This is a genomic window from Yersinia enterocolitica subsp. enterocolitica (assembly GCF_901472495.1).
Lineage (GTDB): Bacteria > Pseudomonadota > Gammaproteobacteria > Enterobacterales > Enterobacteriaceae > Yersinia > Yersinia enterocolitica.
On record NZ_LR590469.1, the window covers coordinates 4,260,598 to 4,274,876 of the forward strand.

Genomic DNA, 14,279 nt, shown 5'->3' on the forward strand with positions numbered 1-14,279 from the left:
GGCTACACACTGTTGGTTATCCTTATTTCTTCATTGATAACAACGGCCTATTTCCACTATTTCGTCCTCAATCAGGATGCACCAGAAAGTTTATTTTCTGTCAGCAGCAGTGACATTGAAAACAGCCCAATCAAAGACGATAACAGCATTATCGAGATCTTCTCTTATGGCTGCCATTACTGCGCCATCAATGAAGATAATGTCAGCCAATTAGAAAACCGTATGCCAGAAGGGACTCGTTTTATCCGCTTGCATATTAGCAGTGATAAAACCACTGGCTTGGGGCGTTTTGCGCCTGTTTTTGCCACCTTATCGGTGATGGGTATTGAGCCGCAACATCGTCAAAGTGCTTACAAAGCGGTACTCGACGACAACAGCGACTTGAGTGATAACCGCCAACTCGAAACCTGGCTAAAAGCCAATGACATTGATGTGGCTAAATATCAGCAAGTGAGCCAGTCCGCTGAAGTTAAAGCGTTAATTTCCTATATGACGGCAGTGACTGCGCATTACAAGATAGATGCAACTCCGACCTTTATTGTTGGCAAAAAATGGATAGCGTTGCAGGACAGGGAATTCCCAGCGTTCTCGGATCACCTCTTGTCATTACTCGAGCACGATAAGGCGCTGGAGAAATAATGAGACTGCTAGCCGTATGGGGTTATTTTGCCTGGCGAAACCAGCTCGATAAGTTGGCTTTTAGTGGGCGCTTATTCGCTCGCGGGCAGGCCAGGGTAGCTATCTGGCTGTTACGGCGTAGTGATTATCGTTTCTTGCTGATGTTCGGTGCTTTGCACCGGGCTTTCGGTTTGGCTTCGCGGCGGCAGAAGAATCTGGCGCGAGTGGCGGCGGCCAACAGCCACTGTTTGCTCAATGGTCAAACTAGCCCATCAGCACAGAATTTTATTGGTACTGCGCAGCGTCGTCAGGTGTTGGAATTGGCGGCAACTTATGGTCAAAACCGGCAAATTTTAGCCCAGTTAGCAGCCTGTACCCAGCAATTAGACTGCCAGGTTAGTGCGCTGCATGACGCCGGTTCTCCGGTTATTTTGGCACCATTGCATATGGTGTCAGATGTGCTGGCTGGCATGGTGGGTGCGAATGTTTATCCGGGTCAGGCGACCGTAGTCGTTTCTGCCAGCGCTGAGGCTTATGAAGAGCAGGCGCGGCAAATGGGTGGGGTAAATATTTCCTATTGTTCCATTCATGCTGATAGCCGTGCCATCGCCGGTAACCTGATGGATGCCATCATGGAAGCAGCCGAGCATAAGCGAAATATTATGATTTTTCCGGATATTACGCCGGACTACACCGTTAATAACCAGCCAGCAGAAACAGCAAAAATGGCCTGCCAACTGTTTAACCGCCCAGCCAATTTACACAGCGGCATCGTTCGTCTTGCCAGAGCATTGTCAGCGCAGGTGGTTTTTTATTATCTGTATTACGACAAAGAAATAAAAATACATATCTATCCTGCACTTAGTGCGCGGGAAGTGAAAAATAAATTGCCTGAATTGATTGAAACATCCTTGACGCAGCATCCACAAGATTGGCTGTTATGGCACTCACATTCGTTATTTTTTATAAACGAATAATGTCACTGACGAAGAATAGTAGAAAATGGAAAAGATAATCCCAACGCTAGTATTTCAAAGCGAAACCAATGAATGTGGTTTGGCCTGTATTGCGATGCTGGCACAGACGCAAGGCATCAATGCGCCGCTGGAAAGCTTGCGTGAGCGTTATCCTGCCTCTGGGCATGGCACATCACTGGCCACGCTTTGTACTATTTTATCTGAGTTGGCAATACCGGCTTATCCGGTGGTGTTTGAACATCAGGAGCTGTCGGCCTTACCGCTGCCTGCCATCTTGCATTATGGTGCCAGCCATTATGTGGTGCTGGCGTATCGTAAAGGTAACTATGTCTGTGTCATGAACCCGGCAATCGGGCAGCAGTTACTGCCGCTGGATGCACTGAAAGCAGAAATCAGTGGTTATGCGCTGGTACTGGACCCGGAAACGCCCGCGTCACCTGACGCGCTGAAAAATATTGAACACAGCAAGCGACTCAGTGCGCTCGATTGCATGAGCTTGAAAGAAACCGCCAGTGTTCGCGGTATCTATTGGCTGATGACGTTGGCGTTTTTGATCTCGCTGACACTGTTTATTATGCCGACTATGGTCAGCAGCGCCATCAATGATGTGTTCTCTTCTGCGGGCGATAAAGATTTTCCCTATTTTTATTTTCTGCTGGTTTTTGTGGTCTCCACATCACTCGCTTTTTGCGTGCGATATATCACCGAGCGTTATATTAAACATTTTGTGGTGCTTAACAGTGTCGCGGGTTTCTCTCGCTTGCTCAGTCACTCGCTGAACTTCTTTGATAAGCGCGCACCGGGTGACATCTTTAGCCGCTTCTCTAACTGGCAGATGGCTGCGACGCAAAAAATCGAGCTGGATAACGGCCTGCGCACCGATTGGATAATCGGTGCCATCGCGTTGGCAGTGATGTGCTACATGAGTCCACTACTGGCGATGGTCTCTGCTATTGGTGTCATGTTGATGGGCCTTATCAGTATTTGGGCTATCTACCGTGACCGCTACTACACCCAGCAGTTGCAGGTCAAAAGTGCCGAGCAAAGTGATTTTATTCTGGAAACTATTCAGGGTTTTTCCACCATTAAATCGGCCGGTTTATCCAGCCAGCGCCAAGGGGTATTTGCTGGACTGGCGCTGTCGTTATTCACGACCTTGCAGAAGAAGAAAATCTACGATCAGGTTAAAAATAGCCTGTATCAGCTGATTGGCAGCTTGGAAATGGTGTTCTTTATGCTGCTGGCTTTGCCGCTGTTGAAGCAGGGGACACTGAGTCTGGGTGAGTTCTTCGCCTATAGCTTTGTGCGCGAGATTTTCACCTCCTATATCACCAAGATTTTCTATGCGATTTTGCAGAAAAACCAGTTGCACGTTATTGATATCCGCGCGCGTGATTTGTTCCCGGCCGGGCAGTCTACACCACCGGAAAAGCGTTCATCCATTCCGACCGCACCACCGACATTTACGCAGAAATTGGTCTATCAGAACATTCGCTTCGCCTACGATGCCAGCCAGCCGGTATTGTGTGGTTTATCGCTGTCCCTGACGCGCGGGCAAAGTGTGGCGATTATCGGCGAGTCCGGTGCCGGGAAAAGTACTTTGCTAAAAGTGATGGCAGGATTGATGCCACCACAGCAAGGGCAGGTATTGGTCGATGGCGAAGCTGTTGATTTCCAACAAGCACATGCTCTGTTTTTTCTGCAAAGTCAGGAAGACATTCTGTTTAATGCATCGGTATTACAAAACATCACTTTGTTTGATGGGCATTTGGATACCGATAAGCACCAACGTATCGAACGCTCATTGCAAGGGCTGCAATTAACGCAAGTCATCGAAAAATTACCCGGTGGCCTCAACGCGCTGGTGCGCGAAAGTCACGCCGCGCTTTCATTGGGGCAACGTCAGCGGTTATTACTGGCTCGCGCTATGTACAGCGATTGTCCGGTATTGGTCCTGGATGAACCCACGGCCAACCTGGACGAAGAAACCGCTCAGCAGGTGATGCAGACTCTGCTTGCTCACTGCCGTGACTATCAGAAAACATTGATAACCGTGACCCACAGCGAAAGTGTGTTACCGCTGTTTGATTGTGTTTTCCGCTTAAACGACGGCCAATTGGTGCGCCATGCTCAATCGGTGTCCTTAAGTCGCCTGACGCCAGTGGCAGTTAACTGATGCGTATCAACCTGAAAAATAAGAAACATCAGCTCATGCTGGGGCTGTTTATTGTTTCGTTACTGATTATCAGTAGCGTCATTGCGTTGTCGATCTCGGATAGTCAGCAGGATGTGCCGCAGTTAACTGAAACCATCGGGCGCGGTGATATCGAACGGAATGTCATGGCAACCGGCAGTTTAAAACCTTCATTGCAGGTCAATGTGGGCGCGCAGGTGAATGGGCAGCTAACCAAACTGTATGTCAAACAGGGCGATCGCGTTACCCGTGGTCAATTGTTGGCTGAAATAGATCCGACTTTGCAGCAAAACGAATTACGTAAATCGGAAGCTGAATTACAGAGCGCGCAGGCGCAGAAGCAGGCCAGTCAGGCTTTGTTACGCCAGTATCTGCTCGAGTTCCGCCGCCAACAGATCTTGGCAAGAGACGGTTCTGGCGTGAAAAGTGCGCTGGAAAAAGCACAAGCGCAATATGACAGCCAGCTAGCGCAATTGCATGTAAATGAAGCGCAAATTGTGCAAAGCCAAATGGCGATGGAAACAGCAAAAGCCAATCTGGGCTTTACCCGCATCATGGCTCCGATTGACGGTGAAGTGCTGGGCATTGTCACTAAAGAGGGGCAAACCATTGTTTCCTCTCAAACCGCACCGACCATTTTGGTGCTGGCGAATGTCGATACCATGACAGTACACACGCGCATTTCAGAAACCGATATTCTCAAAGTCAATGTAGGGCAACCCTTGTGGTTCTATGTGGTCGCTGACCCCGAGCGTCGCTATGACAGCCGGATGGATGCTATTCAGGAAGCGTCGGCTGAAAGTTTGCGCGAAGACAGTTCTGGCTCAGCGAACAGCCAGCAACCTTCTGCGGTTTATTACAACGGCATATTCAACATTGCCAACCAAGAGCGGCTATTACGTACATCAATGACTGCGCAGGTATTCATTATCACGGCGCAGGCAAAAAATGTGTTACGGGTGCCACTGTCTGCGTTGGGTGAGCAACAACCCGATAAGCGCTATCGGGTTCAGATTATCAACGGCAAACAGACGTCAGTGCGCTGGGTCTCTGTTGGCCTGCGTAATGCGCAGTATGCCGAGGTGAAAGCAGGGCTGGCGCAGGGCGACCAAGTGCTGTTGCTGGGAACGCCTGCGGGAGTCAGCAATGAACATTAATGCCATCCATCCCGCTGATGCCAACGATAACCCATTGATTCAACTCAAGGGGATCTATCGCCATTTTACTTCCGGCGCAGCATCCGTAGCGGTGCTTAAGAATATTTCATTGTCGATTCACCGCGGTGAAATGGTGGCAATTATTGGTGCTTCTGGCTCCGGTAAATCAACACTAATGAATATCATCGGCTGTTTGGATAAGCCCACACAGGGCGAGATGTCGATTCATCATATCCCGACACGGCAGGCCAGCAGTGAACAATTGGCGCAATTACGCAGCCAGTACCTCGGTTTTATTTTTCAGCGCTATCACCTGATGCCGTATTTAACTGCGACTGAGAATGTGGTTATCCCTGCGCTTTATACCGCCATGACCGCCACCGAACGCCATGAGCGTGCGGTGTATCTGTTGCGTCGTCTGGGCCTGGGGCAGCATTTACTGCACAAACCGGCACAATTGTCAGGTGGGCAGCAGCAGCGAGTGAGCATTGCCCGAGCCTTGATGAATGGTGCCGGTATTATTTTGGCCGATGAACCTACTGGTGCGCTTGACCGCAGCAGTGGTCAGGAACTGATGGGCATTTTGCATAGTCTGCATCAGTCCGGCCATACCATTATTATCGTGACCCACGACCGCAATATTGCCAATCAGGCGCAGCGCATTATCGAAATTAGCGACGGAGAAATTATTGCCGATCGAACTAATGAGGCAATAGATACCAGCGCGATTCAAGCTGCATTACCTGCTCCGATTGCCACCGGCCGGCCGCACTGGTGGGTGAGTGTTAGAGAAGCGATCAAAATGGCCTGGCGCGCCCTGTTAGGGCATCGAATTCGCGCCTTTTTATCAATGCTTGGCATCATTATCGGCATTTCGTCGGTGGTGTCCTCTATGGCGGTGGGCGAAGGCGCTCGTCAGGAAATTCTCAATGAAATTAGCCAATTGGGAACCAGCAATCTGGACATTCGCCCAGGGCTTGGTTGGGATAAACCGCGCCCGGATTTTGAGCGCGCGCTCTCGCAGGCAGATATTGAGCTACTGAGTCAGCAACCTTATGTCGATAGCCTGTCCCCAGTGGTGAGTAAAATGGTCGCTGCGGTGCGGGGCGACAAACAAGTGATGGTGTCGCTCTCTGGCGTCAGCCACGGGTTCTTTCAGGTGAAAGGGCTAAATTTTTCTGTGGGTGATGGTTTTACCCCGAGCCACGTCACTGCGCGTGAGCCGGTTGTCATCCTGCAACCAGAACTTAGCGATACGCTGTTTGCTGCTGGGCAAAATCCACTAGGCGAGATTGTTCAGCTCGATGGTATTCCCTTGCGCGTGATCGGTGTAGCCAAGCGCGGTGGCTCATCCTTTGGCGGGTTACTGGCCGCGTGGATGCCTTATACCTCACTCACCGAGCGTATTTCAGGTGACATTCCGCTGGAGTCAATAACTGTGCGGGTGCGCGAAGGTTACAACCTGAATAATGTGCAGCGCGATGTTGAAAAACTGCTGGAAAGTGCCCACGGTCAGCGCGATTTTTTCATTCTGAGCAATGACCAGATGAGTAAGGCAATTCAAAAAACCTCTGACTCGATGACACTACTGATCACCTCGATTGCCGCTATTTCGCTGCTGGTGGGCGGGGTTGGCGTGATGAATATCATGTTGGTGTCGGTGACTGAACGCACCCATGAAATCGGTATTCGTCTGTCGGTCGGTGCTCGTCCAAGTGACATCATGACTCAGTTCCTGATTGAAGCTGTGGTGATTTGTACCCTCGGCGGCCTGATTGGGATCGTCGGTTCGGCGCTGGCAGGGGTGGTTTTCTCGTGGGTTACCCAAGAGTTCACTATGATTTTTACCTGGCCACCGTTGGTGTTGGCTTGCAGTTTCTCCGCGCTTATCGGGTTGGGGTTTGGCTTTTTCCCGGCGCGCAATGCCGCTCGTTTGCATCCGACTGAGGCATTGGCACGAGAATGACCAGATTGATGATTAAACTTTCAATATTACTGATAAGCCTGCTGCTTATGGGCTGTGGCTCATTACTGAAAAGTGAATATCAGCGACCGATGTTGTCAGTTCCCGATGAGTGGCGCGTGAAAGATACCGGGGGCGGTTATCTGCATCATAGTGTGCATTGGTGGGTCAATTTTGACGATCCTCAACTGTCGGACAGCATTAGTCGCATGTTGGTCAGTAATAACGATTTGGCCGCCGCAGGTCTTAAGTTGCAACAGGCACGCCTGACGGCAGGGCTGAGCAATACCAACATGACACCGAACGTCACCTTGACCGGCGTGGGCAGTAACACCCGCTCGCTGAATGAAAATACTCAGCCGCGCGAGAGTTACAGCACTTCGCTTGGGCTGAGTTACGAGCTGGACTTGTGGGGCAAACTGGCCCGCGCCCGTGAACAATCTGCGTGGCTGGTGAATGCCACCGAGCAGGAGCGGCAGGAAACGGCGCTGTCACTGATTGGCACCACCGCGGATCTCTATTGGCAGATTGCTAAGTTCAATCAGCAGTTGGGCTACCAACAGGCGGCGTTAGCTATTTCGCAAGATACGCTCAACATTGTGCGTTCACGGCTCGCGGCGGGTGATGCCAGTGAAATTGAGTTATTGCAGGCGCAACAAACCCTGCTGGATAGGCAAAATCAATATCAAAGCCTTGAGCAACAACGGGAAGCTGCGCGTAATGCTATGGCATTACTGTTTAACCGCGCTCCGGATTATCGCCAGGCCGAACGTCAATCATTGGATTTAAAACAACAAGTCGCGATAGCAAACAGTGTGCCACTACAGGTTATTGCTCAGCGGCCAGATGTGCAGGCGGCCGAGTGGCGCTTGCGTGCGGCATTGGCTGGCTCCGATGTAGCGAAACTGAATTTCTACCCGACACTTTCGCTGGGAGCGACATTGGATGCCGGTAGTGCGGTGTTTTCACAATGGTTTAGCAACCCGAGCCGGACACTCAGTGCCAACAGTGCGTTGCCTTTCTTACAGTGGAACACCGTGCAACTCACCATTGACCAGTCAAAGTTGGATGTGAAATTGGCCGCCGTGGATTTTCGCAGCAAGGTTTACAGCGCCCTTAAAGATGTCGATGACGCCATGACGGCACGGCTGAGCTATCAGCAGCAAAAACAGAATCAGTGGCAGAACCTACAACTGAGTCAGCGGCGGTTAACTCTGACTAACAGCCAATACCAGGCAGGTGCCGTTTCATATCAGACCTTACTGGATGCGCAGGATGCCCTGCTGACCAGTGAAACCAGTTTGCTCGAACTTCAATATAACTATCTGAATGCCACCATGAAACTGTGGTTGGCGTTAGGTGGCGGCGTTGATAACAGCAGGGACAGTAAAGGAATTAAATCATGACGAATACAGTTAAACAGCGCCGGGTGGTTGTCACCGGGTACGGCAGTGTGACCCCGATGGGCATGACTGCGCAGCAAAGCTGGGAAGCTATTATGGATTATAAATTAGGTTATCGTTATTACGATAAATCCGCGCAGGGGATCAAGTCGCGCTTTTTTGGTCTGCTGGAGGCCGAACCTAATTTGAAATCAGTCCCTGCCGCAATACGCCGCCGTCTGCCGCGCTATGCCCGACTGGCATTGGCCGCTGCACGAGAGGCCATGACTATGGCATTCGCTGAGAAATCTGTCGCGGATTATTACGATTTGCTCGATTGCGGCACTATCATCGGTAGCGGCTGGGCTGGGCAGGATGAAACCCATGATAACTATGAAGGTTATCTGGAAACCGGGCTGGGTACCCCGTTTGGCTGTTTCTTATCGATGCCGAATGCGGGTACCGCAGCATGTAGCTTGTATTGGGGATTGCGCGGCTATCAGAACTCACCGATTGCCGCCTGCGCCACCGGCACCATAGCCATTGGTGATGCATTTGAAATTATCCGCAGCGGACGAGCCTCCATGATGCTGGCAGGGGCGGGTGAGTCTCTGCGCAGTAACGCGGCAGTATGGAATATCGATATTTTGGGTGCCTTGGCGCGCGAACAGGAAGATGCCAGCAAAGCCAGTTGCCCTTTCAGTTTGGACCGAAACGGCTTTGTGTTATCCGAAGGCGCGGCGGTGCTGTGTCTGGAAGAACGTGAAGGCGCGATTGCCCGTGGCGCTAACATTCTCGGCGAAATTAAAGGCTACGGTAACTATTCTGATGCGTTTGATTTCACTGCCCCGGCAGAAGATAAAGTGGCGCGGGTGAAAACCATTCAGCACGCCTTGCAACAAGCGGGTTTGAGCGCCGATGAAATTGATTATGTCAACCTGCACGGCACCTCGACTCAGCTTAACGATCTGAATGAAACCCAAGCCATTAAGCAAGCCTTTGGTGCAGCGGCGTATAGCACGCCACTGTCGAGTACCAAATCCTATTCTGGGCATTTGATTGCCGCGGCGGGTAGCTTTGAATCCATTATCTGCCTGCAAGCGCTGGAACATCAGATGATGCCCGCGACCTGTAATCTGAAAAATGCTGACCCGCAATGTGACCTTGATTACATCAGTGAAGGGCATCGGCCAAAAACCTTGCGCAATACGCTGAACTTGAGCTTCGGTTTTGGTGGTGCGAATGCCGCATTGGTCATCGGGTTGGATTAAGTATGAACTCGACTTTTAACTACCACTACAGCCTCAACGACGCCGAGCGTTGGGCTGAATTTTCCGGTGATTACAACCCGATCCATTTTGACCTGCAACAGGCGCAGCATTTGGGTCAGGAGCAACTGACTGTTCACGGTATGCGCGCCATGCTGGATATCAAATATCAGCTCAGTACGGCGTTATTATCGCTGTTGCCGGAGGTTGAATTCCTGCGTTTTAACGCCCGCTTACGTCAGCCGGTACAGTGTCATACCTCGTATCAGCTGCAACTCAGCGCAGCGGCAGGGCAGGTGAGCGGTAATCTGGTAGATATTGGCAGCGGTGAAAGTTGTTTTACCGGCAAGCTGCGCAGTGCGCCAGCACTGGTGCAAACGGGCACTGAATGGGTTTCTTTATCTGCGGATGACGTTTTCCAGTTCAGCCAGCAATTCCTGGGTGATGCATCACAATCGGCTGAATGTTGGGGCTTTTTTGATGCCTTATTGTTCAAACTGTTGGTCGCTGCGCCGCAAACACTGGCAACGGCCAAACAAGTGTTACCGGGGATTGAAGCTGAAACTTTGATTGATGTTTTCAAGTCGGTACCGGTTATCCAGACTCACCACGATGTGCATTTCAGTACAGATTTGCTGCGCATCAACCATCCAAATGTATTTGTCCGCAGTGCACTGCACTACGCCATCGAACCGACACTGATTGTCGGTAACCCTACCGATGGCTGGGTATTGCGCGCGGCTATTGCGGCCCGTTCAGACTTAGGGCCATTAATTACCACCGCAGTAACATTGAAAACGTGGCCGTTAGCCGCGCATTAAGAAAGGATAAAACTATGGAAAAGTATCAGCAGGTTTATGACACCGTATGTGAAATGTTATGTGACGCCAAAGATCTGGAAATGTCGGCACTGTCACCTGAGATGCCACTGCACCAATTAAAACTCGACAGTCTGGATTATGTCGAATTGATGGTGCTGGCGAAGCGCGAATTCAGCGCCACACTGAACGCAGAGATGTTTATGGAAAATCCGGACATGACTTTAGGAGAGCTTTGCCAAAAGTTGGCCGAGCAGAAGAAATAATATTATGAACAGGCAATGGGTGTTAATTACCGGTGGCAGCCGTGGCATTGGCCGTGCATTGGTCGAAGAGCTGGCCAAAGAGTGGGATGTTGTTTTTACCTGGCGCAACGGTGAACAGCAGAGCCGCGATGTTATTGCAAGCTGTGAAGGACTGCCCGGTCAAGTGACCTGCTATCGCTGTGATGGCAGCAATGAAGCGGATGTTGATACATTGGCACCGCAATTGCTGGAAAAATACGGCCCACCCGGCGCGGTAATTCATAATGCTGGCATTACTGGCGATAATTTACATATTCAGCAAAATGGTGATAACTGGCGCAGTGTGCTGGATACCAATCTGAATGCGGTTTTCTACTGGAATAAGCATGTCTTGCCGCAAATGATGATGCAGGGCGAGGGGGCAGTCTTGCTGATGTCTTCAGTGAGTGCGATTAAAGGCAATATCGGCCAGAGCGCCTATGGTGCCAGTAAAGCGGCGCTGATTGGTCTGGGGCGTTCGCTGGCGCTTGAGATGGGGCGTTTTAATATTCGCGTTAACTGCCTGTTGCCAGGGGTTATTGACAGCGATATGACCCGCGACATGCCTGCTGATGCCTTAAAAGGATTACGTAAGCAGATACCATTACGCCGTTTAGGGAATGCGCAAGAAGTCGCTCGCGTCAGCGCCTTTATGATAGGCAATGACAGCCGTTATATGACCGGGCAGACTTTGGTGTTAGATGGCGGGCTGACGGCGTGATGCTGTTATAAAAATTGCCAAGGATGGTAATGCCATTAAAGCCATAGGTGATTGCCAGCCCAGATAAACTGGCAATCAACAGTTGCTATTCGGATAATCAGGAAGGTAATCATGCCTTCCCTTTGATAGCCGATGGCATTGGATAATATCCGCTATACCCAACCTTTGGTGCGGAACATTTTCAATACAGTAACAAATGCAATCATCTCTTCTGGTGTTCCTAATGTAAGGCGATTCCAGCCAACGGCAGGAGGGAATTCACGCCCGACAAACACGTGATATTGTTTCATGCGGTTTTGATAAGTTTTTACATCCCCAGTCACATGATGGAATACAAAGTTTGCCTCAGAGGGAAGGTAGGCCAATTTCAGTTGATCAAGAGCCTGAGTCACGATGCGCCGAGCTTGATCGGTCGACTGGCGACTGTATTGTACCAAAGGCTTATCCTGCAACGAGGCTAATGCTGCAACAACTCCTGCGGTATTGGTGTTATTCAGAGAGACAAAGTTTTCCACCATCGAAATCAGTTCTGGATGCGCAATGCCATAACCAATCCTCAGGCCAGCTAAGGCGAATATTTTCGAGAATGTTCGTGTCACTAACACATTTCTGTGACCAGCTTGAACCAGTGAAATAGCGCTACTAAATGCAGGATTGCTAACAAACTCAGCATAGGCTTGATCAAGAATAAACAGTGTCTCTGGCGTGGCATTTTTCACCCATGCAGTAATAAGGTCTGCTGGAGTGATGGTCGCAGTTGGATTATTTGGGTTACACAGATAGACAATTGAACGCCCATTGAAGTCGGCTACTTTATTAATTAAGTCTGGCTGAAGCCGATTGCCTTGAATAGTTGCGCTGAAAAAATAGACAAAATATAAGGAGAGAAAATATCCGCAGATAATTTGTACTGCGGATATTGAGATATGAATTCTCGTTATTTATGTGGGATATATTCCCCAGTCAGGTTTTCGAGATGGGCAATGATATCGTTAATATCTTGTGCTGGCAGGTTAGTAGCCACTTAATACTTCAGCATCATTTCAATCGCTTGATTCAGATTCTCAGCTTGTTCATCGTGGAAATAAGGAGCTGTCAGAGCAATGTTACGCAGTTCCAGTATTTTAAAACGGTTGGCCGCTTTGACATTTATGGTTTTTATCCAGCCAATGCCCTATTCATTGAATGGAGTTGTCTCTGGGCTGTGTTGAGTGACGGTTGAGCTTTATCAGGCGACCAGGACGCGTCGATTACGGCGCGCCCAATTATCACCACTCTTCTGCCATTTTTTTAACCACTAAACAAAGGCATTAATTTTCGGCCATTGTCGGTCATGCAGCAAGGTACATTGCCTAAGATTGTTCAGATTGCCCTTAAGCTGATGTTTTTCTGCATATTCTGGGCTGCATACTGGCACCATTGATTCATCCATCAACTGTTGATAGGACAATTTCTCCGGTGTTTTATCGTCAAAATAGCGGCCTTTATCGCGTCGGTGATTGCATTGGGTACCACTTTCCTGCTTTCTTACATCATATGATCGAAAAGAGACATTCTATGAACCGCACTAAAATTGATAAATTAATTACCGACTATCCATTGGTCAAAAATCTTATCAATCTGGAAGAGGTGACGTGGTTTAATCCGCAGGCGACCACCCTGGAAAAGGGGCTGCCTTATGTCGGGTTATCGCAGCAGGATGTTGCCGATGCTGAGGCCCGGTTGCAACGTTTTGCCCCTTATTTATGTCAGGCATTTCCTGAAACACAAAAAACAAAGGGCATTATCGAGTCGGATATTGTGGCTATCCCTACCATGCAGAATGCCTTGCAACAACGTTATGGGGTGGCGATAACGGGTCGCTTACTATTGAAGAAAGACAGTCACTTGCCTATTTCCGGCTCCATTAAAGCCCGTGGTGGCATTTATGAAGTATTAACCCATGCGGAAAAACTGGCGCTACAGGCCGGTTTATTGCAAGAAACCGATGATTACAGCAAGTTGTTTTCCGATGATTTTCGCCAATTTTTCAGGCAATACCGCATTGCGGTAGGGTCTACCGGCAATCTGGGGATGTCAATTGGCATCATGAGTGCCAAGTTGGGATTCAGTGTCAGTGTGCATATGTCCGCTGATGCCCGTGAATGGAAAAAACGTAAACTACGCGAACATGGCGTCAATGTGGTTGAGTATGCACAGGACTATGGCGTGGCAGTGGCGCAGGGGCGCAAGCAGGCGGAGTCTGATCCAAATTGCTTCTTTATCGATGATGAAAATTCACCCACCTTATTCTTAGGGTATTCGGTGGCGGGCGACCGGTTGAAACAGCAGTTCGCCGAGCAGCAGATAGTGGTAGATGAAAATCATCCGTTATTTGTTTATCTCCCCTGTGGTGTGGGCGGAGGCCCCGGTGGGGTGGCGTTCGGATTGAAACTGGCCTTCGGTGACCATGTGCATTGTATTTTTGCCGAGCCAACTCATTCGCCGTGCATGTTATTGGGTGTTTATACCGGTTTGCATGATGGCATTGCTGTGCAAGACATTGGTATTGATAACATTACTGCCGCAGATGGTTTGGCCGTCGGACGGGCATCCGGCTTTGTTGGTCGGGCTATGGAGCATTTACTGGATGGTTTCTATACCTTAAGTGATGCTGAAATGTATGACCTGCTCGGTTTACTCAATCAGTATGAAGGCATTCGGCTGGAGCCGTCAGCATTAGCAGGTATGCCAGGCCCGGCACGGGTTAGCAGCAGTTTGGATTATTTAGAACAGAATCATTTTAGCGTCGAAAAAATGCGTAATGCGACCCATCTGGTTTGGGCGACAGGTGGCGGTATGGTACCGGTTGAAGAGATGGAGAAGTACCTCGCAACCGCCAAAATTTAATTTTTACC

The 14,279-nt window shown here is 49.7% G+C and carries 11 protein-coding genes and 3 pseudogenes; 11 read left to right on the forward strand and 3 right to left on the reverse strand.

All coding sequences use genetic code 11. The features are described from left to right. Window positions 1-12 precede the first annotated feature (12 nt). Genes FGL26_RS20025 through FGL26_RS20070 form a run of 10 tightly spaced genes read left to right on the forward strand, consistent with a single transcriptional unit; the run spans window position 13 to window position 11,382 of the window. Window positions 13-639: a DsbA family protein gene (locus FGL26_RS20025; protein WP_005167318.1), complete on the forward strand. Its 627-nt coding sequence runs from the start codon at window positions 13-15 to the stop codon at window positions 637-639. Continuing rightward, on the forward strand, window positions 639-1,595 hold the full coding sequence (locus tag FGL26_RS20030) for a lysophospholipid acyltransferase family protein (RefSeq protein ID WP_011815620.1): 957 nt from the start codon (window positions 639-641) through the stop codon (window positions 1,593-1,595). The genes FGL26_RS20025 and FGL26_RS20030 overlap by 1 nt, the downstream gene beginning before the upstream one ends. 25 nt (window positions 1,596-1,620) lie before the next feature. Continuing rightward, window positions 1,621-3,771, forward strand: a complete 2,151-nt coding sequence (locus FGL26_RS20035) for a peptidase domain-containing ABC transporter (RefSeq protein WP_005167335.1) — start codon at window positions 1,621-1,623, stop codon at window positions 3,769-3,771. Then, the gene (locus FGL26_RS20040; protein ID WP_005167338.1) at window positions 3,771-4,946 is read left to right on the forward strand and encodes an efflux RND transporter periplasmic adaptor subunit; all 1,176 of its coding nucleotides are present in this window, start codon (window positions 3,771-3,773) and stop codon (window positions 4,944-4,946) included. Before FGL26_RS20035 ends, FGL26_RS20040 begins: the two co-directional genes overlap by 1 nt. Beyond that, window positions 4,936-6,912: an ABC transporter permease gene (locus FGL26_RS20045; RefSeq protein WP_005167340.1), complete on the forward strand. Its 1,977-nt coding sequence runs from the start codon at window positions 4,936-4,938 to the stop codon at window positions 6,910-6,912. The genes FGL26_RS20040 and FGL26_RS20045 overlap by 11 nt, the downstream gene beginning before the upstream one ends. Further along, the gene (locus FGL26_RS20050) at window positions 6,909-8,315 is read left to right on the forward strand and encodes an efflux transporter outer membrane subunit (protein ID WP_138060269.1); all 1,407 of its coding nucleotides are present in this window, start codon (window positions 6,909-6,911) and stop codon (window positions 8,313-8,315) included. Before FGL26_RS20045 ends, FGL26_RS20050 begins: the two co-directional genes overlap by 4 nt. Further along, window positions 8,312-9,562 carry a beta-ketoacyl-[acyl-carrier-protein] synthase family protein gene (locus FGL26_RS20055; RefSeq protein ID WP_005167343.1) on the forward strand — a complete coding sequence of 417 codons (1,251 nt, stop codon included), beginning with the start codon at window positions 8,312-8,314 and terminating at the stop codon, window positions 9,560-9,562. The genes FGL26_RS20050 and FGL26_RS20055 overlap by 4 nt, the downstream gene beginning before the upstream one ends. A gap of 2 nt (window positions 9,563-9,564) precedes the next feature. Then, window positions 9,565-10,380 (forward strand): hotdog family protein, encoded by an 816-nt coding sequence (locus tag FGL26_RS20060; protein ID WP_005167346.1) that lies wholly within the window; start codon window positions 9,565-9,567, stop codon window positions 10,378-10,380. A 14-nt stretch (window positions 10,381-10,394) separates the two neighbouring features. Further along, a complete protein-coding gene (locus FGL26_RS20065) occupies window positions 10,395-10,643 on the forward strand; it encodes an acyl carrier protein (protein WP_005163225.1) in 249 nt (82 codons plus the stop codon). Between the two features lie 4 nt (window positions 10,644-10,647). Beyond that, a complete protein-coding gene (locus FGL26_RS20070) occupies window positions 10,648-11,382 on the forward strand; it encodes an SDR family NAD(P)-dependent oxidoreductase (RefSeq protein WP_005167348.1) in 735 nt (244 codons plus the stop codon). Window positions 11,383-11,534: 152 nt separating this feature from the next. Here FGL26_RS20070 and FGL26_RS20075 read toward each other — a convergent pair. The 3 pseudogenes from FGL26_RS20075 to FGL26_RS20080 all read right to left on the reverse strand — a co-directional run. Beyond that, window positions 11,535-12,212 (reverse strand): annotated as a pseudogene (locus tag FGL26_RS20075) (pyridoxal phosphate-dependent aminotransferase); the annotation flags it as partial. Window positions 12,213-12,319: 107 nt separating this feature from the next. Next, window positions 12,320-12,517: pseudogene (locus tag FGL26_RS21565) on the reverse strand (cytochrome-c peroxidase); the annotation flags it as partial. A 189-nt stretch (window positions 12,518-12,706) separates the two neighbouring features. Continuing rightward, window positions 12,707-12,871 (reverse strand): annotated as a pseudogene (locus FGL26_RS20080) (DNA-binding transcriptional regulator DsdC); the annotation flags it as partial. A 68-nt stretch (window positions 12,872-12,939) separates the two neighbouring features. Between FGL26_RS20080 and dsdA the strand changes: the two are divergent. Beyond that, window positions 12,940-14,271, forward strand: a complete 1,332-nt coding sequence (gene dsdA / locus FGL26_RS20085) for a D-serine ammonia-lyase (RefSeq protein ID WP_005167354.1) — start codon at window positions 12,940-12,942, stop codon at window positions 14,269-14,271. Window positions 14,272-14,279 lie beyond the last annotated feature (8 nt).